The organism is Marinobacter sp. DUT-1 (assembly GCF_050379415.1).
Classification (GTDB): Bacteria; Pseudomonadota; Gammaproteobacteria; order Pseudomonadales; family Oleiphilaceae; genus Marinobacter.
This window is the reverse complement of record NZ_JBNRLS010000004.1, coordinates 266,454-291,400: the sequence shown is the minus strand read 5'-3', so window position 1 is coordinate 291,400 and position 24,947 is coordinate 266,454. Positions and strand designations below refer to the sequence as shown.

The 24,947-nt window shown below is 60.3% G+C and carries 30 protein-coding genes; 20 read left to right on the top strand and 10 right to left on the bottom strand.

What is annotated here, in order from left to right; genetic code table 11:
* The first annotated feature begins 2 nt into the window (after positions 1 to 2).
* A complete protein-coding gene (locus tag ACQUTG_RS14535; RefSeq protein ID WP_428920096.1) occupies positions 3 to 1,502 on the top strand; it encodes a CoA-acylating methylmalonate-semialdehyde dehydrogenase in 1,500 nt (499 codons plus the stop codon).
* 39 nt (positions 1,503 to 1,541) lie between these two features.
* Here the strand turns inward: ACQUTG_RS14535 and ACQUTG_RS14530 are convergent, their stop codons facing one another.
* Complete coding sequence (locus ACQUTG_RS14530; RefSeq protein ID WP_428920095.1) at positions 1,542 to 2,519, bottom strand: ribonuclease Z; 978 nt, start codon at positions 2,517 to 2,519, stop codon at positions 1,542 to 1,544.
* A gap of 69 nt (positions 2,520 to 2,588) precedes the next feature.
* Here ACQUTG_RS14530 and ACQUTG_RS14525 point away from each other — a divergent pair, with 69 nt between their 5' ends.
* Positions 2,589 to 3,224 carry a phosphoribosyltransferase gene (locus ACQUTG_RS14525; protein WP_428920094.1) on the top strand — a complete coding sequence of 212 codons (636 nt, stop codon included), beginning with the start codon at positions 2,589 to 2,591 and terminating at the stop codon, positions 3,222 to 3,224.
* Positions 3,225 to 3,273: 49 nt separating this feature from the next.
* Here the strand turns inward: ACQUTG_RS14525 and ACQUTG_RS14520 are convergent, their stop codons facing one another.
* Positions 3,274 to 3,777 (bottom strand): hypothetical protein, encoded by a 504-nt coding sequence (locus ACQUTG_RS14520; protein ID WP_428920093.1) that lies wholly within the window; start codon positions 3,775 to 3,777, stop codon positions 3,274 to 3,276.
* 248 nt (positions 3,778 to 4,025) lie between these two features.
* Between ACQUTG_RS14520 and ACQUTG_RS14515 the strand changes: the two genes are divergently transcribed.
* Both ACQUTG_RS14515 and ACQUTG_RS14510 read left to right on the top strand, forming a co-directional pair.
* Complete coding sequence (locus ACQUTG_RS14515) at positions 4,026 to 4,880, top strand: crotonase/enoyl-CoA hydratase family protein (protein WP_428920092.1); 855 nt, start codon at positions 4,026 to 4,028, stop codon at positions 4,878 to 4,880.
* A 3-nt stretch (positions 4,881 to 4,883) separates the two neighbouring features.
* Complete coding sequence (locus tag ACQUTG_RS14510) at positions 4,884 to 5,480, top strand: lysostaphin resistance A-like protein (RefSeq protein ID WP_428920091.1); 597 nt, start codon at positions 4,884 to 4,886, stop codon at positions 5,478 to 5,480.
* Positions 5,481 to 5,485: 5 nt separating this feature from the next.
* Here ACQUTG_RS14510 and ACQUTG_RS14505 read toward each other — a convergent pair whose 3' ends face one another.
* From ACQUTG_RS14505 to ACQUTG_RS14495, 3 genes are all read right to left on the bottom strand, one after another.
* The gene (locus tag ACQUTG_RS14505) at positions 5,486 to 5,890 is read right to left on the bottom strand and encodes a DUF2721 domain-containing protein (protein ID WP_428920090.1); all 405 of its coding nucleotides are present in this window, start codon (positions 5,888 to 5,890) and stop codon (positions 5,486 to 5,488) included.
* A gap of 104 nt (positions 5,891 to 5,994) precedes the next feature.
* Positions 5,995 to 6,564: an NnrU family protein gene (locus tag ACQUTG_RS14500; protein WP_428920089.1), complete on the bottom strand. Its 570-nt coding sequence runs from the start codon at positions 6,562 to 6,564 to the stop codon at positions 5,995 to 5,997.
* Positions 6,561 to 7,466, bottom strand: coding sequence for a LysR family transcriptional regulator ArgP (locus ACQUTG_RS14495; protein ID WP_428920088.1), 906 nt, complete (start codon positions 7,464 to 7,466; stop codon positions 6,561 to 6,563). The genes ACQUTG_RS14500 and ACQUTG_RS14495 overlap by 4 nt, the downstream gene beginning before the upstream one ends.
* An 88-nt stretch (positions 7,467 to 7,554) precedes the next feature.
* On the opposite strand from ACQUTG_RS14495, the gene ACQUTG_RS14490 reads away from it, so the two are divergent.
* On the top strand, positions 7,555 to 8,160 hold the full coding sequence (locus ACQUTG_RS14490) for a LysE/ArgO family amino acid transporter (protein WP_428920087.1): 606 nt from the start codon (positions 7,555 to 7,557) through the stop codon (positions 8,158 to 8,160).
* A gap of 28 nt (positions 8,161 to 8,188) precedes the next feature.
* Here the strand turns inward: ACQUTG_RS14490 and ACQUTG_RS14485 are convergent, their stop codons facing one another.
* Positions 8,189 to 8,692 (bottom strand): C40 family peptidase, encoded by a 504-nt coding sequence (locus ACQUTG_RS14485; protein ID WP_428920086.1) that lies wholly within the window; start codon positions 8,690 to 8,692, stop codon positions 8,189 to 8,191.
* Positions 8,693 to 8,787: 95 nt separating this feature from the next.
* Here ACQUTG_RS14485 and ACQUTG_RS14480 point away from each other — a divergent pair, with 95 nt between their 5' ends.
* The 3 genes from ACQUTG_RS14480 to ACQUTG_RS14470 are packed head-to-tail and all read left to right on the top strand — an operon-like array spanning position 8,788 to position 11,341.
* Positions 8,788 to 10,707 carry an intermembrane phospholipid transport protein YdbH family protein gene (locus ACQUTG_RS14480; protein WP_428920085.1) on the top strand — a complete coding sequence of 640 codons (1,920 nt, stop codon included), beginning with the start codon at positions 8,788 to 8,790 and terminating at the stop codon, positions 10,705 to 10,707.
* Between the two features lie 36 nt (positions 10,708 to 10,743).
* Positions 10,744 to 10,965 carry a YnbE family lipoprotein gene (locus ACQUTG_RS14475; RefSeq protein ID WP_428920084.1) on the top strand — a complete coding sequence of 74 codons (222 nt, stop codon included), beginning with the start codon at positions 10,744 to 10,746 and terminating at the stop codon, positions 10,963 to 10,965.
* 31 nt (positions 10,966 to 10,996) lie between these two features.
* Positions 10,997 to 11,341 (top strand): YdbL family protein, encoded by a 345-nt coding sequence (locus tag ACQUTG_RS14470; protein WP_428920083.1) that lies wholly within the window; start codon positions 10,997 to 10,999, stop codon positions 11,339 to 11,341.
* A gap of 14 nt (positions 11,342 to 11,355) precedes the next feature.
* Here ACQUTG_RS14470 and ACQUTG_RS14465 read toward each other — a convergent pair whose 3' ends face one another.
* Positions 11,356 to 12,027 (bottom strand): SOS response-associated peptidase, encoded by a 672-nt coding sequence (locus tag ACQUTG_RS14465; RefSeq protein WP_428920082.1) that lies wholly within the window; start codon positions 12,025 to 12,027, stop codon positions 11,356 to 11,358.
* 8 nt (positions 12,028 to 12,035) lie between these two features.
* Positions 12,036 to 13,094 (bottom strand): alpha/beta hydrolase, encoded by a 1,059-nt coding sequence (locus tag ACQUTG_RS14460; protein ID WP_428920350.1) that lies wholly within the window; start codon positions 13,092 to 13,094, stop codon positions 12,036 to 12,038.
* Positions 13,095 to 13,203: 109 nt separating this feature from the next.
* Between ACQUTG_RS14460 and ACQUTG_RS14455 the strand changes: the two genes are divergently transcribed.
* The 10 genes from ACQUTG_RS14455 (at position 13,204) to ACQUTG_RS14410 (ending at position 20,810) form a co-directional block, all read left to right on the top strand.
* Entirely contained in the window at positions 13,204 to 13,521 is a 318-nt protein-coding gene (locus tag ACQUTG_RS14455; protein ID WP_428920081.1) for a DUF2007 domain-containing protein, read from the top strand.
* Positions 13,522 to 13,558: 37 nt separating this feature from the next.
* Positions 13,559 to 14,230, top strand: a complete 672-nt coding sequence (locus ACQUTG_RS14450; RefSeq protein ID WP_428920080.1) for an SDR family oxidoreductase — start codon at positions 13,559 to 13,561, stop codon at positions 14,228 to 14,230.
* Between the two features lie 12 nt (positions 14,231 to 14,242).
* Positions 14,243 to 15,001: a glucose 1-dehydrogenase gene (locus tag ACQUTG_RS14445; protein ID WP_428920079.1), complete on the top strand. Its 759-nt coding sequence runs from the start codon at positions 14,243 to 14,245 to the stop codon at positions 14,999 to 15,001.
* 3 nt (positions 15,002 to 15,004) lie between these two features.
* Positions 15,005 to 15,574: an RNA 2',3'-cyclic phosphodiesterase gene (thpR, locus tag ACQUTG_RS14440; protein ID WP_428920078.1), complete on the top strand. Its 570-nt coding sequence runs from the start codon at positions 15,005 to 15,007 to the stop codon at positions 15,572 to 15,574.
* 42 nt (positions 15,575 to 15,616) lie between these two features.
* Entirely contained in the window at positions 15,617 to 17,185 is a 1,569-nt protein-coding gene (locus ACQUTG_RS14435; protein WP_428920077.1) for a nitrilase-related carbon-nitrogen hydrolase, read from the top strand.
* Between the two features lie 107 nt (positions 17,186 to 17,292).
* Positions 17,293 to 17,685 carry a hypothetical protein gene (locus ACQUTG_RS14430; RefSeq protein WP_428920076.1) on the top strand — a complete coding sequence of 131 codons (393 nt, stop codon included), beginning with the start codon at positions 17,293 to 17,295 and terminating at the stop codon, positions 17,683 to 17,685.
* 17 nt (positions 17,686 to 17,702) lie between these two features.
* Entirely contained in the window at positions 17,703 to 18,311 is a 609-nt protein-coding gene (locus tag ACQUTG_RS14425) for an ABC transporter ATP-binding protein (protein ID WP_428920075.1), read from the top strand.
* A complete protein-coding gene (locus ACQUTG_RS14420) occupies positions 18,298 to 19,101 on the top strand; it encodes an ABC transporter permease (RefSeq protein ID WP_428920074.1) in 804 nt (267 codons plus the stop codon). The genes ACQUTG_RS14425 and ACQUTG_RS14420 overlap by 14 nt, the downstream gene beginning before the upstream one ends.
* Positions 19,102 to 19,164: 63 nt before the next feature.
* On the top strand, positions 19,165 to 20,154 hold the full coding sequence (locus tag ACQUTG_RS14415; protein ID WP_428920073.1) for a CobW family GTP-binding protein: 990 nt from the start codon (positions 19,165 to 19,167) through the stop codon (positions 20,152 to 20,154).
* Between the two features lie 116 nt (positions 20,155 to 20,270).
* On the top strand, positions 20,271 to 20,810 hold the full coding sequence (locus ACQUTG_RS14410; protein WP_428920072.1) for a class I SAM-dependent methyltransferase: 540 nt from the start codon (positions 20,271 to 20,273) through the stop codon (positions 20,808 to 20,810).
* Between the two features lie 12 nt (positions 20,811 to 20,822).
* Here the strand turns inward: ACQUTG_RS14410 and ACQUTG_RS14405 are convergent, their stop codons facing one another.
* Together ACQUTG_RS14405 and ACQUTG_RS14400 are read right to left on the bottom strand one after the other, a co-directional pair.
* Complete coding sequence (locus tag ACQUTG_RS14405) at positions 20,823 to 21,818, bottom strand: PA2778 family cysteine peptidase (RefSeq protein WP_428920071.1); 996 nt, start codon at positions 21,816 to 21,818, stop codon at positions 20,823 to 20,825.
* A 12-nt stretch (positions 21,819 to 21,830) separates the two neighbouring features.
* A complete protein-coding gene (locus tag ACQUTG_RS14400) occupies positions 21,831 to 22,232 on the bottom strand; it encodes a PA2779 family protein (protein ID WP_428920070.1) in 402 nt (133 codons plus the stop codon).
* A 354-nt stretch (positions 22,233 to 22,586) separates the two neighbouring features.
* On the opposite strand from ACQUTG_RS14400, the gene ACQUTG_RS14395 reads away from it, so the two are divergent.
* Together ACQUTG_RS14395 and ACQUTG_RS14390 are read left to right on the top strand one after the other, a co-directional pair.
* Entirely contained in the window at positions 22,587 to 24,182 is a 1,596-nt protein-coding gene (locus ACQUTG_RS14395; protein WP_428920069.1) for a protein kinase domain-containing protein, read from the top strand.
* Positions 24,182 to 24,934 carry a PP2C family protein-serine/threonine phosphatase gene (locus ACQUTG_RS14390; protein WP_428920068.1) on the top strand — a complete coding sequence of 251 codons (753 nt, stop codon included), beginning with the start codon at positions 24,182 to 24,184 and terminating at the stop codon, positions 24,932 to 24,934. The genes ACQUTG_RS14395 and ACQUTG_RS14390 overlap by 1 nt, the downstream gene beginning before the upstream one ends.
* Positions 24,935 to 24,947 lie beyond the last annotated feature (13 nt).

Sequence of the window (24,947 nt, the reverse complement as noted above, 5' to 3'; positions counted from 1 at the left end):
TCATGTCTGTTCGTGAGATACCCCTTTTCATTGATGGTAAGCCAGTCCGTTCGGAGAGTTCGGAGTGGCGCGATGTTATTAATCCGGCCACCCAGGAGTTGGTTTCCCGGGTGCCGTTTGCCACTGAGGCTGAAGTTGAGCGGGCGGTGTCGTCAGCCCGGGAGGCATTCCGTGATTGGCGCAAAGTGCCGCTCGTTCAGCGCATGCGCATCATGCTGAAATTCCAGGCTCTGGTACGGGAGCACACCACGGAGCTGGCGGAGCTGATAACCGAGGAACACGGCAAGACCCTGCCGGATGCCGAGGGTGAGGTCGGCCGGGGCCTGGAGGTCATCGAGCACGCCTGTTCGATCACATCATTGCAGTTGGGTGAGATTGCCGAGAACGCCGCAGGTGGCGTGAACGTCTATTCGCTGAACCAGCCGCTGGGCGTGGGCGCGGGAATCACCGCTTTTAACTTCCCTGTGATGTTGCCCTGTTTCATGTTCCCGCTGGCCATTGCCACCGGTAACGCGTTTATCCTGAAGCCTTCCGAGCAGGATCCCAGTTCCACCATGCGACTGGTGGAGCTAGCCCACGAAGCTGGCATTCCAGCCGGGGTGTTGAACGTGGTCCATGGTGGGCCGGATGTGGCCAACATGATCTGTGATCACCCGGATATCAAGGCAGTCTCCTTCATTGGCTCCACCCACGTCGGTACCCACATATACAACCGCGCAGGTGCAGCAGGAAAACGCGTCCAGTCCATGATGGGTGCGAAGAACCACTGCGTAATCATGCCTGATGCCAACCGCAGCCAGGCTATCAACAACATGATCGGTTCAGCGTTTGGTGCGGCCGGCCAGCGCTGTATGGCCAACTCGGTGCTGGTTCTGGTGGGCAAGGCCCGGGAGTGGTTGCCGGAAATCATTGAGAAATCGAAAAATCTGAAGGTTGGCCCGGGCATCCAGCGTGATGCGGATCTGGGCCCGTTGGTCTCTCCCCAGGCGCTCAAGCGGGTCGTCGGCCTGATCGAGAAAGGCGAGAAGGAGGGCGCTACCCTGGCGCTCGATGGTCGTGGTTGCACGGTTGAGGGGTATCCGGAGGGCAATTTCGTGGGGCCGACGGTCTTCACCAACGTGAAGCCGGAAATGATCATCTATCAGGAGGAAATTTTCGGGCCCGTACTGTGTGTCGTCGAGGTGGATACCCTGGATGAAGCCATCGAGTTCATCAACCGGAACCCGAACGGCAATGGCACGTCCATCTTCACCGGTTCTGGCTGGGCCGCCCGTCGTTTCGAGAACGATATCGATGTGGGCCAGGTGGGTATCAACGTGCCGATTCCCGTGCCGGTCGCCTTCTTCAGCTTCACCGGCTCCCGGGGTTCCAAGCTGGGCGACCTGGGGCCCAATGGCAAGCAGGCGATCCAGTTCTGGACTCAGACGAAGACGGTCACCGCACGCTGGTTTGAGCCGGATCATCTGTCTGAAGAGGTGAATACCACCATCTCGATGAAGTAGCGCTGCGTTGCCGTTCGAAGCTGGCGGCCCAATGCTGATCTATTGTCCCGCCGGCTCCCGAAGCTGGAGTGTCAGGTCCTTTTCGAGCCGGTAGCTGGCGAAATCCCGGGCAAGAAAAAGCGTTCCGCGATACAGCCCTGTGGCTTCGGCTTCGACTTCGCCGATGTGGGGGTAGGCATCCCGGCTTAGCTGATAGCGGGAGCTGAAATGCGTCAGCACCAGGTTGGGAATGCCCACGGCCTCGGCGAACCGGGCGACCTGTGCCGCCGAGCTGTGCTGAGGCCAGGAGCCAACGCGGTCAGCGACTTCCTGGGTATAGGTGGCCTCGTGGATCAGCACATGGGCGTCCTGGCAGGCGGCTTCGAGTAGTTCCGGGTTGTCGTTGTCGCCGCCCACCACGATTTTTCTGGGTTGCCGGGTAATGGCGGTGTACTGGTCACTGCGAAGTACCGTCCCGTTCTCCAGCACCACATCCCTGCCTTGCTGCAATTCTCCCCAGGCCGGGCCCGGTTCGACATTGTCGGCCTCGAGTCTGTCCTTCAGCAACTGCCGTTCAAGGTTCTTCTCGGTGAAGGTGAAGGCGCGGCTGGAAACCCGGTGGGAGAGCGGGGTGGTCATGACCTCGACTGCGTCGTCTTCCCAATAGAATTCGTCGGCTTCCGAGTCGATGAATTTGAGCTCATAGCTCAGGCTGGAATCGCTGTTGCCCAGGGCGGTTTCCACAAAGGTTTTCACCGGCCTGGGAGCAATCAGGAACAGGGGCTCGGTACGGCCGAGCATGGAAGCGCTGGTGAGCAGGCCGGGCAGGCCGAAGGTGTGGTCACCGTGCACGTGGGTGATAAAAATCGCCTGCAGCTGCATCACGGAGTGGCGGGTGTGCAGCAGTTGGTGCTGGGTGCCTTCTCCGCAATCGATCAGGTACCAGTGTTTCGGTTTGCCGTGCATCAGTGCCAGGCCAGTGACATTCCGGGCCTTTGTTGGTGTGCCGGCGGAGGTGCCGAGGAAGGTGAAATCCATGGAGTTTCCTGTGGTGGCTTTCCAGAGAGTATAAAATTGAAAGACAGGATCACAAGCAAGGAGTGCCCGATGGCAGAGCCAACAATCATGCAGGTCCAGTTACTCACACCGGATGATGTGGTGGATGCCTGCGATACGGTGGCGCGGCACATCCTGGCAAGCCGGTTCCGCCCGGATATGATCGTCGCCGTCGCCCGCGGTGGTTTCATGCCTGCGCGTTTTCTGTGTGATTTCCTGAATCTGGGCACACTGTGTTCTATCCGTGTCCAGCATTATGAGGCCGGTGCCAGTAAGGGTGAGGAGGCTCGGGTGACCATTCCACTGGCAACGGATATCCGCGGTGCCCGGGTGCTGGTGGTTGACGATGTGAATGACAGCGGCGATACCCTGCGGGCCGCCCGCGCGTACCTGGAACGCCTCGGGCCGGCGGAGCTCAGAACCGCCGTTCTGCATGAAAAACTGGTGACTACCTGCCCGGCGGATTTCAGTGCCGGTGAGGTGCGAAAGTGGCGGTGGATTCTCTATCCCTGGGCCATGGTGGAAGATATCGCCCAGTTTGTCCGGGAAATGGCGCCTGCTCCACATGATGCAGACGAAACCTTGCAGCGTTTGCAGACCTGTTATGAGCTGGAACTGACGCCCACCCAATTGTCCCGGGTGGTCTATTTCGGCGGTTTACCGCACGCCCTTTTGCCGGGTGCCTGACAAACAAACCCGCACCTCGCAGGCGCGGGTTCGCGTCAAGCAAACGGCCTTACCAGCCCTGATAGTATTGGCGCTGGCGGTCCTGGAGCTGTTGGCGCTGCTCGTCAGTGAGCACGTCGTTCATTTCTTCCTGGAATTTCTGACGCCGCTCGTACATCTCCTGCATTCTCTCCTGTTGTTGTTGCCAGTGCCGGTTCTGGATTTCCTGCATGCGCTGTCTTTGTTCATCTGTCAGGTCCAATCCGGCACCCGGCCCCATGCCCGGGTAGCCCCCCATCATGCCCGGGCCGGGGCCATAGCCCATGCCGGGACCCATGCCACGGTGCATCCCGGGGCCGTAGCCCATGCCCGGTCCCATGCCATGCATTCCGGGGCCATAACCCATACCAGGGCCGTAACCCATACCTGGCCCCATGCCATAGCCCATTCCGGGGCCCATACCGGGTCCCATCATACCGGGCCCCATGTAACCCTGTGCCGCTGCGAGGCCGGAGAGACCGAGCCCCATAATGGAGACCAGCAATGTTTTCCTGAATGCTTCTGAAGTGCGCATTCCGGCTTCCTCCCTGTTGAATCAGATGATGAATCCCGAAAAAGGATTTGTTCACGTTAAAGCTTGGCACAAGTTTTTCTATCGGCAAGCGGAGGGCAGAGTTGGGACGGAGTTGTAATGCGCCGCTTTCGTCTGTGGCGGTTGAGCGGTATATTCGGAGGCAATCACGGAAAATCATCAGAAAATAGCTGAAAATATTACAAAATTTCCGATATTTATCGCTTTTAATGACCCAGCGGAGACAAAACGTGACCGAATCCTTCTCCTATCAGAGCTTCTCGGTTGATGTGTCCAATCACATTGCCCATGTCCAGTTCAAACGACCTGATGCCCTCAACACCATGAACAAGGCCTTCTGGCTGGAATTGCCCCGTTGCGTGCAAGATATCGAAGCATACTCCGATGCACGTGTCATCGTGATCTCGTCTACCGGCAAACATTTTTCCGCCGGCATGGATCTCGGGGTGTTTACCGATCCCAAAGCAGTGCCGATGGGTGGCGATCCCGGCCGGATGGCCGAGAACCTGCGCCGGGTGGTACTGCAGCTGCAGGATACCCTGAGCTCCCTCGAGAAGGTGCGCCTGCCGGTGCTGGCGGCGGTGCATGGAGGCTGTATCGGTGGTGCCCTGGACCTGGTCTGCGCGGCAGACAGTCGGTATTGCACCGCCGATGCCTACTTCACCATCAAGGAAACGGAACTGGGCATGACGGCGGATGTGGGCACTCTGCAACGCCTGCCCAAACTGATACCGGAAGGTGTGGTGCGTGAGCTGGCCTACACCGGTCGTAAATTTGGTGCGGAAGAGGCCCACCGGCTGGGGTTCGTGAATACCGTATATGACAATCACGAAACCATGCTGGAAGGTGTGATGGAGATCGCCGCCCGGATTGCTGCCAATTCGCCGCTGGCCGTTACCGGCTGTAAGGAAATGATCAACTACAGTCGGGACCATTCTGTGGAGGACAGTCTTAAGTACATGGCCACCTGGCAGGCCGGTATGTTCCGTCCCAACGACATGATGAAGACCTTCCAGGCCAAGGGGCAGAAGCAGCCGCCAGAGTACGATGACCTGTTTCCGGTAAAAGACCTGTTCAGCCAGTAAGTCATGGCAAAATCCGGAGGTTCTTCCATCTCCACCAGGGCTGCCCTGGTTTTTCAGGGCGGCATCGGTGTCGTTGGCCTGCTGGCGATCTGGCTATTCGATATTCCGGTACAGTGGGGTGGTTTGGGCGGGTTCGATATTGTGCTGTACGGCGTTCTTGGCGCTGTCGGCACTTATCTGACCCTGATTCTGGTAACCCGGATTCCGGGGTTATTCCCCGACAATCTGGAACGGCAGATGCGCGGGCTGCACAGTTTCGCCCGAAGCTTTTCCTGGACGGTTCTGGTGGCCTTGTCGGTGCTCGCCGGTGTCGGGGAGGAGCTTCTGTTCCGGGGAGCTGTCCAGGGCTGGCTGATTCAACACACCGGGCCCTGGACTGCGGTTATTGCATCATCGGTGCTGTTTGGCCTGGTCCACTACGTGTCATTTACCTATTTCCTGGTGGCCACGGGACTCGGTCTGGTCCTGGGCGTTGCCTACCATCTCTCCGCCAGCCTGGGCATGGTCATGCTCTGGCATGCGCTTTACGACGTGCTGGCCCTCTATTGCCTGCTGCGCTTCCCCCACTGGTTCGGAATCGACTCCACGGGCTCACGATAATCGCTTCAGCCCTGACTCTCACTTTTTCTCGCCTCGAAGTTGGATAGCTCCACATTGATTGCATTGGTGGAAATCTGGATTTCGTATAGCGAGTAGAGGAGTGACAGCGACAGCAAGACCAGACTGGTACCAAACGCCACAATGCCCGGCATTTCAGATCCCAGAAACAGCAGGAACATGGAGACGGTACACAGGAAAAAGCTGAGCACGCCAAATGTCTGCATTCGTTTGGTCAGCACGATGCGCTTTCTCAGCATACCGATCTGGCGGGCAATCAGGGCGTGATCGTCTTCGGAATCCATCTGCTTGAGCTGGCGGATCAACTGCGCCAGCACGAGGAATCGGTTGGTGTAAGCCAGCAAAAGCAGCGAGATGGCCGGGAAGAGCAGCGCAGGGGTGGTCAGGTCCAAATGTAAATCCTGTAATGTGCCAGTGTGGTTTCTTACCAGTTTTCGAAGGCAATAAGCTCTTTACTGGTAACGGGTTGGTTGTAAACAAGAGCCCGAGCCATTGCTCAGACCGGTGATACACCAAAGAGCCACTGGTGGGCCCAGAAGACCGTGATGACGTATATCGCCAGGCCACCGACAACCGCGATGGCATCGTTGGCCCGTGACGCCGGCAGCGTCGGGATTGACCGCTCGGTGCGGCGTTTCATGGAGATCCGGTCCACCACCGCCCAGGCCAGAAAAGCGCCGAAAAGCAGCACATCATGCAACATGCCGTTGGCCAGCAGGTGCGCCAGGGCCCAGAGCTTTACGGCAACCAGCATCGGGTGTTTGAGCTTTGCCTTGATCTTCCCCGGGAAATAAGTCGCGAACAGTAACGGAAAAACCGGAATCAGTAACAGCATGGCCAGGTGCCGGAGCCATCCGGCAGGTGTGTACAGTACCGTTGGTTCCATCCGCGCAGCCCCATATCCCCAAACAATCAGCACCAGGCCGATGATAGAAACCAGCGAGTAGAGGCCCTTGTACGCGCCCTCCCCAAGCCGATCATGTAGCTGGTTGCGCAGCGGTTCATTGACGATGGACAGGGAGTGGATTCCCAGAAACAGGATCAGGCCAACAATCAATATGGTCATATACAGCGACTCCTTGGTTTGTTCCTTTCCGCGGTAAGCGCGCAGGCATTCTGCAGGGCCTTGGTAAGGCGATCCATGGCACCTCCGCTGTGGCGCCAGAAATGCCAGTATAGCTTCACTTCCAATTGTTGCCCGTTGGCGATGCTGGTCAGTCTTCCCGCCTCCAGTTCCTCCCGCACCTGGATTTCCGGAATCATGCCATAGCCCATGCCGGTGGTTGCCAGCTTTACAAATCCTTCTGAGGACGGGCAGAGATGGTAGGGAAAGGAACCATGAAAACCGCATTGTGCCAGAAAACGATGCTGCAACTGATCGTTCGGTCCGAATACAATTGCCGGTGCCTGACGGAGTGAATCGTCGATCAGTCCGTCCGGAAAGTAGCGTTTTATGTATTCGGGGGTTGCCAGCGGCAAGTAGATCATTGAGCCCAATGGCACGCAGCGCGCGCCCGCCACCGGTTGCGGGCTGCTGCACAGGCAGGCGGCGACGTCGCCCTCGCGCATGCGGCGCAGACCAATGTCCTGATCCTCGATCACAAGGTCGAGTAACAGCGCCTCGTCCCGGCAGAAGTCAGCGATGGCATCGGCCCACCAGGTGGCCAGGCTGTCGGCGTTCAAAGCAATGCGTAGCCGCGCCGAGGGCTCGTTCAGGGTGGGCAGGGATTTCGCCAGATCCCGTTCCAGTAACTGCACCTGCTGAACATGGTTGAGCAGCCGCTGGCCGGCGGGCGTGGCTTTCAGGGCTGGACTGCGAACGAGCACCGGCTGGCCCAGCCGAATCTCCAGTGTTCGGATTCGCTGGGATACTGCCGACTGGCTGAGCCCGAGGGCAGCGCCGGCGCGCTCAAAGCCCCCGCATTCGATGACCGTCGCCAGCGCTTCCAGCAGTTTGTAGTCAATCATAAGAAAAACTGATGCAATATTACGAGTATGAATTTCCAGTATATAGCCGTCGCGGTATGCTTGCGCCAGTTTTTCAGGGAGATTGAGCGTGTTTGAGAGTTATCTGACCGGGTTGGTGGTTTGCGGCGGTATTATTGTGGCGATCGGAGCCCAGAATGCCTACGTATTGAGCCAGGCTATCCGCCGCGAGCATCACTGGTGGTCAGCCGGACTGTGCATGGCCTCGGATGTGATCCTGTTTACCCTCGGCATGTTCGGCGTGAGCGCGGCATTGATGGCCATGCCCCAGGCCCTGGAGTTGCTGCGCTGGCTGGGTGTCGCGTTTCTCGGCTGGCTGGCTCTGCAGGCGCTGGTGAGGGCAAGCCGGGGCAGGGCGGCGCTTGAGGCCGGGGAAGTCACCCGGCGCAGTCTGAAAGGGGTCCTGTTTACCACCCTGGCCGTCACTCTGCTCAATCCCCAGGTTTATCTGGACACCCTGCTGCTGATCCCGGCTGTGGGCGCCCAGCAGGAAGACGCCACCAGCTTTGTGGCGGGTGCCAGCAGTGCGTCGATCCTGTGGTTCGGCGGACTCGCCTGGTGCGGCTCGGCACTGGCACCGGTCCTGTCACGGCCGGTGGCCTGGCGGATAATTGATGGGGTAATCGGACTGATGATGGCCGCCATCGCCATGCAACTGGCCATTGGAGGGCTGTAATTCTGTTGCCGGGCCGGCGACCTGCCGGTCACTTCTCTTCGAAACGCCGTGCTTCGGTAAAACGGTCTGCCCAGTAGTAGCCGTCCAGTTCTGACAGGGTGACTCCGACAGAGGTGGACGCATGAATGAACCGGTTCTCCCCCATATAGATGCCGGCATGCTGCTCCTTGCCGCCAATCCTGAAGAACACCAGGTCTCCCGGTTCTACCTGGTCCGGCGATACCTCCCGACCATGGCGAAGCATCTGTGCGGTGGTACGGGGCAGTTGCTGGCCAAGGCCCTCCTGATAGGCGGTGATGATGAACCCGGAACAGTCGAACCCCCGGGCTGACGTGCCGCCGTATTGATAGGGCGTACCCTGATAGCGCTCGAAGACCTGCCACAACCGGTTGATCTTCTCGGGTGAATCAGGCGCTTCGACAGGCGCGGGCTGTACGCTCTTCCCGGTCTGCAGGTGCTGATTACTGGCGCAGCCGCCCAGTGCCAGCCCCAGCAATGTCATAACGAGAATTTGTCGCAGCATTGACGCCATGCCGTTACTCCGCAACATTGAATCTGTATAAACCTTATTACTGATTGGGCCGGATGTCAGGTTACGGCTTGTTTGACGTTGGCAGGAAGGGATTAGTGGGAGCAGAAAAGCGTACAAGGGCCAGCAGGATCGGCCGGTGGGTCGCCGGGGCCGCTGTTGTTCTGTTGCTCGTGGTAATCGGTGCGGGTATTTATGCCCGGGACGCCTGGCAACAGTTGATGGCGAACCAGGCAATCCGGGAGTTGGACTGGCAGGGAATGCACCTCTCGTTGGACGGAATTCGTGCCGATGGCTTCTCCCTGGTCAGCTCCGATCCGGCGCGGCCGTTCGCGGTAAGCGGTTCCGGTTTTGTGATGGGTTGGGACTGGCAGACTTTCTCGCTGGCCAGTGTCCGGATTGAGCAGCTCAACGTTGAACTACCAGCATGGCCGGAGCCCGCATCGGATGGGGGAGGGGCGAGTCAGTCGCTGTTGCCCGAGCAGACGCCAACGTGGCTTCCCGACACAATCTCGGTAGACAGTTTGGAGGTCGATCTGCCCGAAGAAACCGAAATCCGCGGCAACCTTTACGTCGAGCTGGCGCCGGCTCCGGCGCAGTGGCGGATGGAGACGACCGAGCTCTGGATCAGCGGTTCGTTGCCGGACTCCGAGCGTTCAGGCTGGCGTATCAGCAGTGTCGACGGGCGTATCGGCCTGGCCGGAACCGCGGGTGCGGAGTCAGCGAAACTGGACATTCTCGCCGGTTCAATCCTGCAGATGGATAGGGTGAGTAGTCCGGACGATGGCGCGACACTTACTCTGGCGCAGGTGGAGGTGCGGCCGGGCGGTAGCACGCTGGAAGCCGGCTACAGCCTGAGCGATCCAGGCCTTGGGACAATGCGCGTGGCTGGCCCTCTGGGATTCGATGTCGGGACGTTGCAGCAGGCCAACCTGAAGCCGCAGTCCTGGAGCTTTGAGGGCCAGCTGGATGCCGGTTTGAATCGGGTCGATATCCTTGGCGCGGCGAAGGGGGCCTCGGGGCTGGTATTGGATGTCGATGCCCGCTGGCCCATCAGCGGGACTCCCGAGGTGGATGTCAGCGCGGAGCTGGAGGGCAGTCAGGCGAGCCGGATCCTGGGGGAGACCCTTGAGCAGTGGCCAGCCGGGATCGAGATCAGCGATGGGCGTCTTTCTGCCCAGGCCCGTGTTCGCCTGCCAGACACGGGGCCAGAGCTTGAGGGCAAGGTAATCGCCAGCGGGATGTCCGGTATTGCGGATCGAATGGCCTGGACCGGACTGAACGGCACTCTGGAACTGTCCCTGGACGATGCCCTGATCGCCCGCACCTCGGAACTGCAGCTGGAACAGCTCAATCCCGGTGTGCCGCTGGGGCCGGTCTCCATCACGGGTAGCTACCGTGCGCCGTTGCAGGCACTGACGAAAGGAAAGGTTTCACTGATCCGGGGGCATGCCGGATTTCTGGGTGGAGAGATCCGGGTCAAGCCGGGAGAGTGGAGCCTGGCTGATCTGCCGGTGACCGTCCCGGTGTGGCTCAATGACATACAGGTCGACCGTCTGATGACCGTGTATCCCGCCGAGGGCCTGGCAGGCAGTGGCACGCTTGAGGGCGAGGTGCCACTGGTGATCGACAGCGATGGTGTGGAGGTTGCCGGAGGCAACATCAGGGCAGTCGCCCCGGGGGGCACCCTGAGACTCCCCGCGGACCGGTTGCAGGCACTCGCCCGGAACAATGAGACTATGGACCTGGTGGTCCGGGCCCTTCAGAACTTTAACTATTCCGTACTCAGCAGCACGATAGACTATGATCAGAAGGGAACCCTGAACCTCGGCCTCAGGCTGGAGGGCAACAATCCGCAGGTGCGGGATGGCCATCCGATTGTGGTGAATCTCAACCTGCAGGAGGATATTCCGGCACTGTTGACCAGCCTGCAGCTCAGCGGTCGGGTGAACGAGGCGGTCACGGAGAAGGTCCGGAAAATGATGGAGAAGCGTGAGGCCGGTAACGGGGAGAACTGATCCCGCTGGTCCGGCCACAATCTACGGGGGACATCTATGAAAGTGCAAAGCCGGAAATTTCCCGGCACCGCCCGATTACGGCAGGGTGCTGGGATACTCACCTTTGCCCTGCTGTCCGCGGCCTGCACGCCAACGGTGCAGATGGCGGCGCCAAAGGAGCCCATCACCGTCAACCTGAACGTCAAGATCCAGCACGAGATCTACGTAAAAGTTGATAAGGAAGTGGACGAGTTGTTCGAAGACCAGGGCCTGTTCTGATGGTCTGGGACGCTTCAAGGGGGAGAGAATCATGAGATTGTTCAGTAAATTCGGCGTGCTTCTGCTGGCCCTGTGTCTGAGTCTGCCAGCGCTTGCCATGAGTCTCGAGGAGGCCAAGCAGCAGCTCGACACTGCCAAGCAATCCGGGCTGGTGGGTGAGACGCCCTCGGGGTATCTGGCGGTGGTGAAGGCTGAAGGAAACGCCCGGGAAATCGTCGAGGCCATCAATGAGGCCCGGCGCCAGGAATACAGCCGCATTGCCTCGAAGCACAATATTCCGGTTGCCGAAGTGGAGGCTGTTGCCGGCAAGAAGGCCGTGGAAAAAACTCCCGCCGGCCAGTTTGTCCGGATCGGTGACAAGTGGGTGCGGAAATAGCCGGCCGATCCCGTCTATTTTACCTTCTGCAAAAGCTCCGGATTGTTGTGGCGGGGATTGTTGACCGCCTGGGATACTTCGTATTCCTGAAGACGCTCCGGAGGCAGCCGGTGTGTTGACGCCCGGACCTCGCTGCGGCCGGTGAGCTCCGGATCCAGCCAGTTCCGAAGGCAGCCGGGATCGAGTACCACGGGCTGTCGGTCATGAATGTGTTTCAGGGAGTCGTGGGCGGGTTCGGTGATGATGGCGCAGGCTGTGGTCTCATCCCCTTCCATAGGCGTCCAGACGCCGGCAAAAAAGATCGCCGGGTCCTTGTCCGGAGCCCTCGAAGTGACGTAGTGCGGTTCCTTGCCATGATCCGTTATCATCCATTCATACCAACCGTTGGCAGGGATCAGGCACCGGTGGTGGGCGAAGGCCTCCCGGAAGTATTTTGAGGCGGCCACGGTTTCAGCCCGGGCGTTAATGGGTGAGGGCGCTTTGTCGCCGGCCCAGACCGGACGGAAGCCCCAGTGGGAGTGGGCCATGACCAGGGTGCCGTTCATGGTCATACGGATCATGGGAATGCCCACCCCGGGCGTGATGTTGTAACTGGGGTCAAACTGGCCATCCACCTCCAGGCCTTCCGGAAAATACTCCAGAATCAGGGTTTCCGGCGGTGTGTAAAAGGTGAACCGTCCACACATGGGGCAACCTATTCGCTCTTGCCGGCCTCGACATCGGCCAGGAATTCCCGGATGTCCTCGAACGCTTCCTCGGCCTCCGGGAGCATGTCACCAAAAATGTGCCATACATGCACCATGCCTGGCCACGTATGGAGCTCTACCACGGATCCTTCGGACCGGGCCTTGGCAGCATAGCGCCGGGCATTATCCAGCAGCATTTCGGTATCACTGGCGTGGATCAGGGTCGGTGGCAGGTTGGCGAGACTGCCCCGTAGCGGGGAGGCGACTGGATTGGTCGGAGAAACGCGCAATGCCGCCAGGGTTCCCCACCAGATAATCGGCAGCGGGATCTTTGCCAGACCGCCAAACACCGGGCCCAACAACGGATCGGTGGGAATGTTGTTGCGGTTGCTGGGGGCGGTCAGGGTCAGGTCGGTTGAGGGTGCCAGGGCAACAGCCGCATCGGCCTGCCTGAGGCCATTATCCCTCGCCCAGGCCAACAGGCTGAGAGTGTGGCTGCCACCGGCGGAGTCTCCCGCCACCACGACAAAGCTGGCGCGCTCCCCACCGTCCGGTCCGTGATCCAGCAGCCAGCTGTAGGCCCTTTGACAGTCCCGTACCCCATCCATGAAACGGTGTTCCGGCATCAGCCGGTAATCCACGGCGAAAACCGCGGCATTGGCCAGCCTGGAGAAACGGTCGGTAATGGTCCGGTGACTTCTGGGGCTGCCCGCCGCCCAGGCCCCACCGTGAATGTAGAGCACACGCCGGCGGGTATCGACGCCCGGGGCAATAACCCATTCGCCTCGCGGCTCCTCGTTATGTCGGAACTCGGATACCAGCTCCATGCCTTCGCTGAGGGTGTCCATGTGCTGGCGCAGGGCTATCAACCGGGCCTTGCCCTTGAGGTCCCTGGCAGCTTCCCTCAGCTCCCGGAGCTGTCCCAGGACCTGCTGATGACCTTCGCTCGGGGTTCTTTCCCGCACCGGGTAATCGCTGTCGTCCAGGTGGGACAGGTCTTCAATCCTGAACAGGAGAAAGGTGGCGGCCACGATGAGCAACACGATGGCCAGAACAATCCAGATAATATCCACTGCGTATCCTTGATGGCTCCCTGGAGCGGGTGGGTCTATGCTGAAATCATAACCGCGTTAACGGGCGGGTGCTGCCCCTGAATGTCACAGAAGGAGTAGGCCTTTGCAAATAGCCTATCGGGCCCGAGACATTACCGAAGCACACATTGTAGCCGGGTTTCTGGAGGTCCATGGTATCGAATCCCACGTTGGCGGCCATTACCTGCAGGGCGCTCTGGGGGAGATCGGTGCGGCGGGTTTCAGCAATGTCCATGTGGATGATGAAGACCTCTACCGGGCCCGCGAGCTGATCCGGGAATACGAAGAGGGAGGCTCCACAATCACTGCTTCATCCCCGGATGAGGACAAACCCGACCAGTACGCCCGCTGGTTTCTGCTGGCACTGATCGTTACAGTGTGGCTGCTCGTCCAGATTTACTGATCCAACCAATTGAATCCAATAGTGAAACGGAGGAATCATGTCTGCATCTGGAGTAGTTGTCATTACCGGTGCCAACCGGGGAATCGGCCTGGAACTGGCGCGGCATTATGCCCGTGAGGGCTGCGATGTGATCGGCGTATGCCGGCAGTCTTCCGATGAGCTGGGAGAAGTGGCCTCCGAAGTCATCGACGGCGTCGATGTCACCACCGACGCCGGTATCGAGAAACTGAAATCGGCCCTGGCGGGCAAGAAGATCCAGCTGCTCATCAACAATGCCGGCCTGCTGCAGGACGAACAGCTCGGCAGCATCGATTTCGATTCCATCCGCAAGCAGATGGAGATCAATGCCTACGCGCCGCTGCGGGTAGCCGAGGCCCTGGTACCGCAGATCGCAGAGGGCGGCAAGATCGCCAACATCACCAGCCGCATGGGCTCCATTGCCGACAACGATTCCGGCGGCCGTTATGGTTACCGCGCCTCCAAGGCGGCCCTGAACGCTTTCGGCAAGTCCCTGGCGGTGGACCTGAAGCCCAAGGGCATTGCCGTTGCCCAGTTGCATCCGGGCTATGTGAAGACCCGCATGGTGAACTTCGGGGGGATGATCACGCCCGAGGAATCGGCCCGTGGGCTGGCGGATCGGATTGCCAACCTGAACCTGGAGAACACCGGCTCCTTCTGGCACAGCAATGGCGACGAGCTGCCCTGGTAAGCGGAGGTCACTGTGACAAACGAAGCCCGAGTGGCCCTGGTAACCGGCGGAGCCCGGGGAATTGGGCGTGGCCTGGTGCAGTTCCTGGCCGACCGTGGCTGGCAGGTGGCCTTCTGCGATGTTGACCGGGAGCAGGGTGAATGGTTGCAGCAACGGCTAGGCGACCAGGTGCGGTATTTCCAGGCCGATGTGGCCAGTGAAGCGGAAGTTGCCGGCATGATCCGCGCGGCGACCGACTGGCACGGCCGACTGGATGCGGTGATCAACAACGCCGGGCTGGCCGGCCCGGAGAACGGGCCTGTTGAGGAGCTGGACCTGGCTGTCTGGCAGCGTCGACTGGACGTGAACCTGACCGGCCCCTTCCTCGTTACCAAGCATGCGGTACCCCATCTCCGCAAAAACGGCGGCGCCATCGTCAATATTGCCTCCACCCGGGCCCTGCAATCGGAGCCGGATACCGAGGCCTATGCGGCCACCAAAGGCGGCATGGTTGCCCTGACCCACGCCCTGGCCATGAGCCTGGGGCCGGAAATCCGGGTCAACTGCATCAGCCCCGGCTGGATCGACACCCGTGCGTGGCAAGATAGAGTGGAAAAGGCGCCGCCGCTTTCAGAGAGTGATCATAGCCAGCATCCCGCCGGACGAGTGGGGGTGCCGCGGGATATTGCCAGCCTCGCGGCCTTCCTGATTTCCGAAGAAGCGGGTTTTATCACGGGCCAGAATTATGTGGTGGACGGCGGCATGACCCGCAAGATGATCTACGAGGACTGAACCGTGTCCCGGGTGTTTTTCGGGGTGGAAATCCCGTCAGAGGTCAAAAAGCGCTTGCTGAAGCTCAAGAGTCCGATCAACGGGGCCCGATGGCAGAGCCGAAATCAGCTGCACATGACCCTGATCTTTATCGGGAGCGTGGAAGATGAGGATCTTGAGACGCTGAGCTACGCCGCCTCCCTGGTTTCCACGCCCGCCTTCGAGGTGGAGGTGACCGGTCTGGGTGCTTTTGGCCGCCCGGAACACCCCCGGAATCTCTGGGCCGGCGTCTCACCGGAGGCGGGTGTGGCGGAGTTGTACCGACAGCTGTCCGCCCAGGTTGCGGCTGCCGGCTTTGAGATCGAGCACCGTGGTTTCCGGCCGCATATCACGGTGGCGCGGTTCCGCAAGCAGGCTGCCTCGATTGTGAACCTGCTGGAAGAGCACGGACAGGACCGGTTCGGGGTTGTCCCGGTGACGGAATTTGTTCTGTTCGAGAGCGCCCCGGGAGCCGGCGGATCGGTATATACCGTGATCGAACGCTTCCCGCTGCAGCCACCGCTTGACGAAACGGATCAGCCCGACCAAATATGAGTGCATGCCACCGCGCATTTCCGCGCCCGCTTCGAGGTATGTATGTGCCCACCTTTCTCCGATCCCGACCAGCGCCTTTTTGTTCGCAACGCCACCCTCTCTGATATACCCGGCATCATCGACCTTAGCCGCCGGGTCTACGAGGGCACCGGCATGTACGGCTATACCAAGGGGCCCCTGACCGGACAGATCAATACCTTCCCGGAGGGGCAGTTTGTCGCCATGCTCGGGGACCAGGTTGTGGGCTACTGCGCCACTTTCCGGATTGCCGGCGAGGTGGCCCTGGCCCGCCATGACTGGACGTCGATTACCGGCAACGGTTATGCCTCCCGCCATGACCCGGAGGGCGACTGGCTTTATGGCATGGAGGTGTGTGTTGATCCGGAGTGCCGCGGGTACCGGATCGGCGAGCGCCTGTATAACGAACGAAAAAACCTGTGCCAGGCCCTGAACCTCCAGGGCGTGGTGTTTGCCGGGCGATTGCCTACCCTGCGCCAGAAACTGAAGAAATACGGCACGGTGGAGGCCTATGTTGAGGCCGTCCGTAACAAGGAACAGAAAGACCCGGTGCTGTCGTTCCAGATGCATCAGGGCTTCGAAATCCACGACATCATTCCCCACTACCTGGATGCCGACCATGATTCCATGGGCTATGGCATTCACCTGGTCTGGCGCAATCCCAAGGTTCCCCAGAGCGGCCGGGACGAGAAGCGCAAGCGATACGGGCACCGGATGCCGGATACCGTTCGTATTGGGACGGTCCAGTACCAGCAGCGGCCCGTGGCTTCGTTCGATGAGTTCAGCGAGATCGTCCGTTACTTCGTGGATGTTGTCTCTACCTACAAGGGCGATTTTGTGGTCTTCCCCGAGCTGTTCACCCTCCAGTTGCTGTCCATCGAGGCCCGTAGCGGCAGCCCGGCGGAGGCGTTCTCGGCGGTCACCCACTACGCCGAACGCTACCGGGAGCTGATGCGGGATCTCGCGCTGCGTTACAACATCAATATTGTGGCGGGCTCCACCCCGGTGCGGGAAGAGGACGGCACCATCCGGAATATGGCCCATGTGTTCCTGCGGGATGGCCGGGTGTACACTCAGCCGAAGATTCACCCGACACCCAACGAGGCCTACTGGTGGAATGTGCGTGGCGGCAACCGCGTGAATGCCATTGAAACCGATTGCGGCACGATCGGGGTGCTGATCTGCTATGACGCGGAGTTCCCGGAGCTGGCCCGGCACCTGGTGGATCAGGGGGTGAGCATTATCTTCGTGCCGTTCTGCACCGATGAACGCCAGAGTTACCTGCGGGTCCGCTACTGCTGCCAGGCGCGGGCGGTGGAGAACCAGGTTTACGTGGTGCTGTCGGGAAATGTCGGCAACCTGCCCAACGTGCCGAACATGGAGATCCAGTATGGCCAGAGCTGCATTCTGACCCCCTGTGATTTTCCCTTCGCCCGGGACGGCATCGCGGCGGATACCGAGCCTAATGTCGAGACGGTGGCGTTTGCAGACCTGAGGCCGGAGACCCTGATCACTGCCAGGAACAGCGGAACGGTAAAAAACCTGCAGGATCGACGGCACGATCTCTACAGCGTGAACTGGCGCGGCGAGTAATCCCGGTTGGTGGTCTCGGCTGGTACTCCAGGCCGGTCTCTGCCATATTGTTGGCCGACTATGGCCGCTGGCCAATCGGCTTTCAAAACAACAAGTTCAGGGGCTCCATGGAAAAAACCCGGATTACCATCGTCGCGATTACAGGCATTGTCCTGTTCTTTCTTGCCAACTATTTGTGCCGGTTCCTGCTCGGTTTCAGCGGGCTGCTGGCCTCGCTGATTATTGCTGCGGCCATTGCCGCCTACATGGGCTTTTCTGTGGCGAAAGCGCTGGAACGCCTGCCCATGGCCGAGGAAAGATCCAGGCTGCTGTGGATTTACGGTGGTTTCCTGGGGGCATTGTTCGCTGCTTTCACAGCCTGGTTGTTTCTTGGGGAGGGTTTCGACGCAGTGGTGCTGGCAACCCTGTTCCTGCATTACCTGCCTTACCCGGCGCTGGCGCATGTTTTCCTCTCCGACGGGGTGATGCGGCGCTTTCTCGGCAGCAAGCACAAACCCTGATCAACGGAGTTCCGGATTTGAGTGAGCTGCGTCTCGACACCGTATCGGTCGGCACCCTGCGGGAGGCCTCGTTGCTGGTTGGAAGCGGGGCGGTGGTGTGCATCTCGGGTGCCTCCGGTAGTGGCAAGAGTCGCCTGCTCCGGGCGGTGGCCGATCTGGAGCCCCACGATGGCCGGGTCTACCTCGATGGTACTGAGCAGGCTTCTCTACCGGCGCACGAGTGGCGTAAACGGGTGGTGATGATCCCCGCGGATAGTCAGTGGTGGTTTGATGAGGTAGGTGCCCACTTCGCCGAGGATGCACGTCACACCATGCCCGCAGCCCTCGGCTTTCCTCCCGGGGTAATGGATTGGCCCGTGAGTCGGCTTTCATCCGGTGAACGCCAGCGCCTGGCCCTGTGGCGGGCGCTGGCAATGGCACCCGAAGCCCTGTTGCTGGACGAGCCCACGGCGAACCTGGATGAAGACATGACGGGTGCGGTGGAGGCCTGGCTGCTGGATGAAATCCGGCGCCGGAACCTGGCCGTGCTCTGGGTGGCCCATGATCAGGGGCAGATCCGTCGGGTGGCGAATCACCACTACCGCATCAGCGGATCGCAGCTGGAGTGTGTGAATGGGAGTCATTGACCTTGCCTGGTGGAAGCTGGGGCTGGCAGCCTTGCTGGTTCTGGCGCTGGCTGGCGTCAGCCTTTGGGCCAGGCTGGGTATCACTCGCAGCCTGCTCATCGCCAGTGCCCGTACCGGCATCCAGCTGGCTCTGATCGGGCTGGTGCTTGAGGCGCTGTTCGCCTCCGCGAGGCTGTACTGGATTGCCTTGTTGGCCACGGTCATGCTGCTGGTGGCAGGCAGGGAGGTGATGGCGCGCCAGCAACGCCGGTTGCGGGGCATCTGGGCGTTCGGGATCGGCACTGGGGCGATGTTCATTTCTTCCTTTGCGGTGACGGTATTGGCCCTGACGGTCATTATCGGTCCATCGCCCTGGTATGCACCTCAATACGCCATCCCTCTGCTGGGCATGATGCTGGGCAATACCATGACCGGTGTCGCCCTGAGCCTTGATCGCCTCAACGAAGCTGTCTGGCACCAGCGGGCGGTGATCGAGAACCGACTGATGCTCGGGCAGACCTGGCGTGAGGCGGTGGAAGATATCCGCAAGGACGCCATGCGCGGGGGCATGATGCCGTCCATCAACGCCATGGCCGCTGCCGGTATCGTCAGCCTGCCGGGCATGATGACGGGCCAGATCCTCGCCGGCAGTCCACCCGCGGTTGCCGTAAAATATCAGATCCTGGTGATGCTCATCATTACTGTCGGCACCGGCTTTGGTGCCCTGATGGCGGTATCCTGGGGCAGTCGCCGACTGTTTGACGAGCGCGAACGGCTCCGGCTGGACCGGCTGGTGAAAGTGGGAAAATGAATCGATGCTGGTCAACGCCGTAGCGAGGTTGTTATATTATAACAATTTCGAGGCCCGTAACCGATGCCGGACATTTCCCGCCCCATTCCAACCAGCCTGATTCTGGGTTTCCTCGGTGTTGGCAAGACCACCGCCATTCTGGATCTGCTCCGGCACAAGCCGGAACATGAAACCTGGGCTGTACTGGTCAACGAATTCGGTGAAGTCGGCATCGATGGTGCGCTCCTGGAGACCGAAGGGGCATTTGTTCGGGAGATACCCGGCGGATGTATGTGCTGCGTGGCAGGTTTGCCCATGCAGATCGGCCTGAACCAACTGATCCACAAGGCCCGGCCGGACCGGTTGCTGATCGAACCGACGGGGCTGGGCCACCCTTCCCAGATTCTGGATACCCTGACCAGCGAGCACTACCGGGACATCCTGGCGATCGGCCCTGTGATTACTCTGGTCGATCCCCGCAAGCTGGAAGATCCGCGGGTACTGGGAAATGTGCAGTTCCGGGATCAGGTCGCCGCCGCCGATATCCTGGTGGCCAACAAGACTGACCTGTGCACCGACACTCAGCTTGCGGACTTCGACCAGTGGGCCGCAGCCCTGGAGCCCGCCAAGCAGCAGGTTTTCCATATCCTGCATGGCCAACTGTCACCGGCCTGGCTCGACGGCAAGGCGGATCCAAGAGACGTAAGTGATCCCCACGCCCATCATCACCATCATGCCAAACCCGCGACCCCGGCACCGGATATGGAAGACGAGCCCTGGCAGATGGTAGCCAATCGCGGGCAGGGGCATTTCAGTCTGGGCTGGCGGATTCATCCGAAACTGGTATTCGACGAAAACCTGCTGATGGCGCTGGCCATGGATGAGCGTGTCGTGAGGTTCAAGGCTGTGGTGCATACCCTGGACGGCTGGCGCGCGATCAACATGGTGGATGGAGCTCTCTCGGTATCGCCTTCCCAGTCACGCGAGTTGAGTCGGATCGAGTTGATCAGTGCGGTTGAGCCCGACAGCCAGGAATTCGATCAGGTGCTTCGGTCGGCAGCGGGGCTGGATTGACTATGGCCAGCGCCGAACTATCCCGCTGCCCACTCTGTCTCGAGGGACATCCGGAATTTTTCCGGCAGATCGGCAAACAAATCTACCTGCGGTGCTCCACTTGCCGGGCGACAATCATGGCCCCGCAATCCCGGCTGACCGCAGGGGAAGAAAAGCAAATCTATGAACTCCATGAAAATGACCCGGAGGACGAAGGCTACCGGCGATTTCTTGCGAAACTGGCCAATCCGCTGACAGAGCGGCTGGCACCCGGGGCGGAAGGGCTGGATTTTGGCTGCGGGCCGGGCCCGGCCCTGGCCAGAATGCTGGAGGAGGCCGGTTTTGCCATGGCGCTCTACGACCCCTTCTTCCACCCGGACAAGGCGAGTCTGGCCCGGTCCTACGATTTCATTACCTGTACCGAGGTGGTGGAGCATCTTCACGAACCGGCCGAGGCTTTCAGCCTGCTGGACCGGTTGCTCAGGCCCGGCGGCTGGCTTGGCATCATGACCTGTTTCCAGACCGACGATGAGCGATTCGATAACTGGCACTACCGTCGGGATCCGACCCATGTGGTGTTCTATCGGCAGGCAACCTTCAAATGGCTGGCATGGAAGTATGGCTGGACGCTGGAGGTGCCGGTGAAGGATGTGGTGTTGCTGAGAAAAGGCCGGTAATCACCGGCCCCTTCACTGAGTGGGCGCAGGGCAGGATGGCAGGACCGGGCAGTTCTCGCCGTCGCCGGTTTGCTCGGCATCGAAGGCTGCCTCTTCCTTGCTGAACCGCTCTGGTGCCAGGGTCCGGGCGCAGGAAAAGGCAGATGTCGCCTGTGCCGGGCAGCCAGCCCGGTCGAGGGTATACGCCAGATTGTTCCAACCCTCGGCGTAGTCCGGAAATTGCTCCACCACCCGCCTGAAATGGACCACCGCTCCGGGCCACTGCTGTTGCCCGTAGGCCAGATTTCCCTGGGCCATGATGGGAGCCGGTTGTTGCGGCCAGGTCTGCTCCGCCGTCTGGTAGGCAGTGAGTGCTGCCCGGGTATGCCCGGTGGACTCCAGGTCGTGCGCGGCCCTGAGGAAAGTCAGGGGGTCTGCCGTGGCGGGTATCTGCTCCGGAGGCAGAACCACGACGGCCCAGCGCTCGGCCCGGCTCCAGGTGGCGTGGAAAGCCTTGTAGGGCATGGCGTGGTGTTTGCGGGTATCGGTGTTAAGGATGATGGCTTCATCGTCACTGTCAAAGCCCACCACAACCGCGAAATGCCACTGGGGCCACCAGTCGATGAGCAGGTTCTGCATGACCAGCACCGGATTGCCGGCACTGACTTCCTCGAGAACGGCCTCCAGTTTCGGCTCCAGCGGGTACACGACCATGTTGTGTGAACGGGCACCCGCCACCATCTCGACCTGCAGCGAGCCTTCCCGGGCGGGAATGTAGACCAGTTCCTTGAGCACATCAGGGTCGGTTTCGAGCCCCTGGCTGTTAAGCATCATGGCCAGGGAAGCGGGGCCGCACTGGTACTTTTCCTGGGCATAGAAGGGCACATCTTCCAGAAGGACACGGTTGGGCAGTACGGGCTTGCCAGCCGCGGATTCAGGTTCCGGCCAGGGTGGGGTGGAGGCACACCCGACCAGCAGGACCAGCCCTGTCAGAGTCAGGATCCTGCTGGCAATTCTCAGTCGATACATCAGGACGTTCGATCAGCGTATACAGTTGATGAACGGGAAGATGTTTGTGGCACAGAGCATGTCGGTGATGATGAACACCAGCAGGAACAGCACGATAATCCCCACCACATCCTGGCCGGCGGGTGCCTCTGCCAGCTGTTGTTCAAAATCGGCCAGTTCGGCCGGCGTCAGGTTCTGGATGCGATCAGCCACCTGATCCTTGCTCACCCCCATCTCCGCCAGCTTTTCCTGGACCTCCTGCCTTTCCAGCATGTTGAGGAGTTGTTGCCGGTCCAGTTCGACCTGTTGTTGCTGGATGATTTCTCCGGTCCCGACCATGCCGGCCTGGGCGGTGGTGGAGAAGGTAGTGGCCATGGCCATGAGTACGGCCATCACCAGTGAAACCTGCTTCAGATAATTACGTATCTCGGACATTTCAGGCTCCTTCTTGTGTTGTCATCTAAAACAGTAGGTTCAGATATGTATTCATTCAACCTACAAAATTGTCATGATCGCCGGATCTCAGGACGCCGCTCGGGCCAGTGGAGAATCGCCGACCGTCGAATCATCGTGCTCGCAAGCCGGGGAAAGGCTTCCTCGACCACCCCGGCGGCAAACTCCTCCACAAAGTCCGACTTGAGAACAGCACGCGCTTTCTGGGGGCCGGGTTCCATACGTGACCTCGCTCTCAGGTAAACAAACCCTTACAAAAAACGCCGGCCGGCAACTGTCACATCATTGGTTCGCTTTCTAAACTAGCCGGATCAATCATTTACAACGAAGTTGCCTGTGAATCCGTTATCACATCCGTTATCGAGCCTGTTCAGTCTGCGTTCGCTCGTGGTCGCGCTTGCGGCTGTCTTTATCGTGGCCGGCCAGCAGATCCCCTGGGTTGCCTGGCTGGATAGCGAGCTGCTTGCATTTCTGGGCACCGAAGAGACCGGAGGCCTCGACCTGCCTGTCTGGGGCCGGCTTGCGGTGGATGCCGGTCTGGTGCTTGCGGCGGGCTACCTGGTATTCGCCATCCCCCGGATGGGCGCGTTTGTTTCGTTGCCGGTGACACTCCTTCTGGCGGGTGGTCTGTTGGTGCTCCAGGCAGCGCTGATGTTCTACCACAACGTCTGGCTTCCCCTGGGAGAGATCAACACCCTGCTGGCGGTGGGGTATGGAATCATGCTGTTCTGGCTGCAACCGTACCGGCAGATCCGGGCGCTCACGGACAACGCCAGGGAGGCACGGCTGAGACTGGGTCAGCTATTGCTGGACCAGGGGCAGACCGACGAAGCACTCGCGGCTATGGCCAGCTGTCCGGAGGGAGAGGAAAGCCTGGACCTGCGCTACCGTATCGCCCTGCAGCAGGAGCGGAAACGCCAGTACGATAAGGCCATGCAGACCTACAAGGGCATCCTGTACCGCAAGAAAAAATTCCGGGATACGGCTGAACGCCTGAGCGCGCTGGAGAAACTTGCATCCGGATCGGTCGGAGTAGCGCCAGGGAACATTGACGCTACCCAGACTCTGGTGATGCCGGACCAGTCGGTCAGCCGGCCAACATTGGGGCGTTATGAAATTGAGCGGGAGCTGGGTCGGGGCGCGATGGGGGTGGTGTACCTGGGCAGGGATCCTGCCATTGCCCGCACGGTGGCCATCAAGACCTTGAGCTATCAGGCATTTGAAGGCAAAGAGCTGCAGGCTCTCAAGGGTCGCTTTTTTCGTGAGGCCGAGGCGGCAGGCCGGCTCAGCCATCCGGCCATCGTCACCGTTTACGATGTGGGCGAAGAGGCAGACCTGGCTTATATTGCCATGGATTACGCTCGGGGGCGGCCTCTGAGTGAGTTTGGCCGGGCCGGCCGGCTCTTGCCTCTGGTAACTGTGCTGGATGTGGTCGCGCGGGTGGCGGATGCCCTGGCCTATGCGCACGAGCAGAAGATCATTCACCGGGATATCAAACCGGCGAACCTGATCTATGATCCGGACAGTGGTGACATTCGGGTTACCGATTTCGGGATCGCCCGGATCTCCGACGATTCCGTTACCAGGACCGGGAGCGTGATGGGTAGCCCCCTGTATATGTCTCCCGAACAGCTGAAAGGGCAGAAGGTGACCGGAGCCTCGGATATCTACAGCCTCGGGGTTACCCTGTACAAACTGGTGACCGGGGAAACGCCGTATCAGGGCGACACCCTGGCCAACCTGACCTACCAGATCCTGAACAAGCGGCCGCGAAGTGCCCGTTCCTTGAATCCGGATCTGCCCAACGGTGTGGTCAGGCTGATAAACAAGGCGATCCAGCGTGAGCCTGACAAACGATTCGCCAGTGCTTCCGACATGGCCGAAGCACTCAGGCGCCAGGCACAGCGCGAGGCAAGGGAGGTGGCCTCCTGATGGACTATGACATTGCCGGCGACTCCCACGTAGGGGCGGTGCGCCAGACCAATCAGGACAGGGTGGAGTGGCGGCGCAGCCATGATGGTCGCCAGGTTTTGCTGGTGTTGGCGGATGGTATGGGTGGCCACCAGGGCGGTGAGATGGCCAGTCAGCTTGCGGTAGAGGCGGCGCTGGATTCCATACTGCCCGCGCTGTCTGCCTCGGTGGTTCCGGACTCGGTGGCCGTCCGGGAACGGCTGGACGTCGCATTCGGTGTGGCTACGGCGCGGATACAGGAAGAACAGGCCAATGACGCCCGGCTGGAAAAAATGGGCACGACCCTGGTGGTGGTCTGGGTCATCGATAGCACCGCCTTTATCGCCCATATCGGTGATTCCCGCTGTTACCTGATTGCGGACACCGGCCTCCGGTGCCTGACCCGGGACGATACCGTGGTCCAGAACATGATCGAGGATGGCAGCATCAGCGAAGCCGAAGCCCCAAGGGTGCCGTTCCGGAACGTGCTCACCCGGGCCGTGGGTGCTTCCGATGACGCCATGCCCAGCTTCCGGGTGCAGGAGCTGGTACCCGGGGAGAGCCTGCTGCTGTGTTCTGACGGTCTCACCGAAGCGCTGCCGGAGGCCCGGTGGGCCGAGATCATCGGACATGGTGAGGATGCAGATGAAGCTGTGCAGGCACTGATTGACCAGAGCCTGGAAAACGGCGCCGGAGACAACGTCTCCGTTGTTTTAATGATGTTGAAGGACTAAGGACTGAGGAATA

Excerpts from the sequence above, each read along its gene's own strand:
- ACQUTG_RS14520 (WP_428920093.1), bottom strand. The coding sequence starts at position 3,777 with ATGCGCACTTCAGAAGCATTCAGGAAAACATTGCTGGTCTCCATTATG.
- ACQUTG_RS14410 (WP_428920072.1), top strand. The coding sequence starts at position 20,271 with ATGGCCCCGCAATCCCGGCTGACCGCAGGGGAAGAAAAGCAAATCTAT.
- ACQUTG_RS14435 (WP_428920077.1), top strand. The coding sequence starts at position 15,617 with ATGTGCCCACCTTTCTCCGATCCCGACCAGCGCCTTTTTGTTCGCAAC.
- ACQUTG_RS14525 (WP_428920094.1), top strand. The coding sequence starts at position 2,589 with ATGGCAGAGCCAACAATCATGCAGGTCCAGTTACTCACACCGGATGAT.
- ACQUTG_RS14465 (WP_428920082.1), bottom strand. The coding sequence starts at position 12,027 with ATGTGTGGACGGTTCACCTTTTACACACCGCCGGAAACCCTGATTCTG.
- ACQUTG_RS14430 (WP_428920076.1), top strand. The coding sequence starts at position 17,293 with ATGGAAAAAACCCGGATTACCATCGTCGCGATTACAGGCATTGTCCTG.
- ACQUTG_RS14420 (WP_428920074.1), top strand. The coding sequence starts at position 18,298 with ATGGGAGTCATTGACCTTGCCTGGTGGAAGCTGGGGCTGGCAGCCTTG.
- ACQUTG_RS14530 (WP_428920095.1), bottom strand. The coding sequence starts at position 2,519 with ATGGATTTCACCTTCCTCGGCACCTCCGCCGGCACACCAACAAAGGCC.
- ACQUTG_RS14405 (WP_428920071.1), bottom strand. The coding sequence starts at position 21,818 with ATGTATCGACTGAGAATTGCCAGCAGGATCCTGACTCTGACAGGGCTG.
- ACQUTG_RS14475 (WP_428920084.1), top strand. The coding sequence starts at position 10,744 with ATGAAAGTGCAAAGCCGGAAATTTCCCGGCACCGCCCGATTACGGCAG.
- ACQUTG_RS14390 (WP_428920068.1), top strand. The coding sequence starts at position 24,182 with ATGGACTATGACATTGCCGGCGACTCCCACGTAGGGGCGGTGCGCCAG.
- ACQUTG_RS14500 (WP_428920089.1), bottom strand. The coding sequence starts at position 6,564 with ATGACCATATTGATTGTTGGCCTGATCCTGTTTCTGGGAATCCACTCC.
- ACQUTG_RS14400 (WP_428920070.1), bottom strand. The coding sequence starts at position 22,232 with ATGTCCGAGATACGTAATTATCTGAAGCAGGTTTCACTGGTGATGGCC.
- ACQUTG_RS14535 (WP_428920096.1), top strand. The coding sequence starts at position 3 with ATGTCTGTTCGTGAGATACCCCTTTTCATTGATGGTAAGCCAGTCCGT.
- ACQUTG_RS14415 (WP_428920073.1), top strand. The coding sequence starts at position 19,165 with ATGCCGGACATTTCCCGCCCCATTCCAACCAGCCTGATTCTGGGTTTC.
- ACQUTG_RS14495 (WP_428920088.1), bottom strand. The coding sequence starts at position 7,466 with ATGATTGACTACAAACTGCTGGAAGCGCTGGCGACGGTCATCGAATGC.
- ACQUTG_RS14510 (WP_428920091.1), top strand. The coding sequence starts at position 4,884 with ATGGCAAAATCCGGAGGTTCTTCCATCTCCACCAGGGCTGCCCTGGTT.
- ACQUTG_RS14450 (WP_428920080.1), top strand. The coding sequence starts at position 13,559 with ATGTCTGCATCTGGAGTAGTTGTCATTACCGGTGCCAACCGGGGAATC.
- ACQUTG_RS14470 (WP_428920083.1), top strand. The coding sequence starts at position 10,997 with ATGAGATTGTTCAGTAAATTCGGCGTGCTTCTGCTGGCCCTGTGTCTG.
- ACQUTG_RS14485 (WP_428920086.1), bottom strand. The coding sequence starts at position 8,692 with ATGGCGTCAATGCTGCGACAAATTCTCGTTATGACATTGCTGGGGCTG.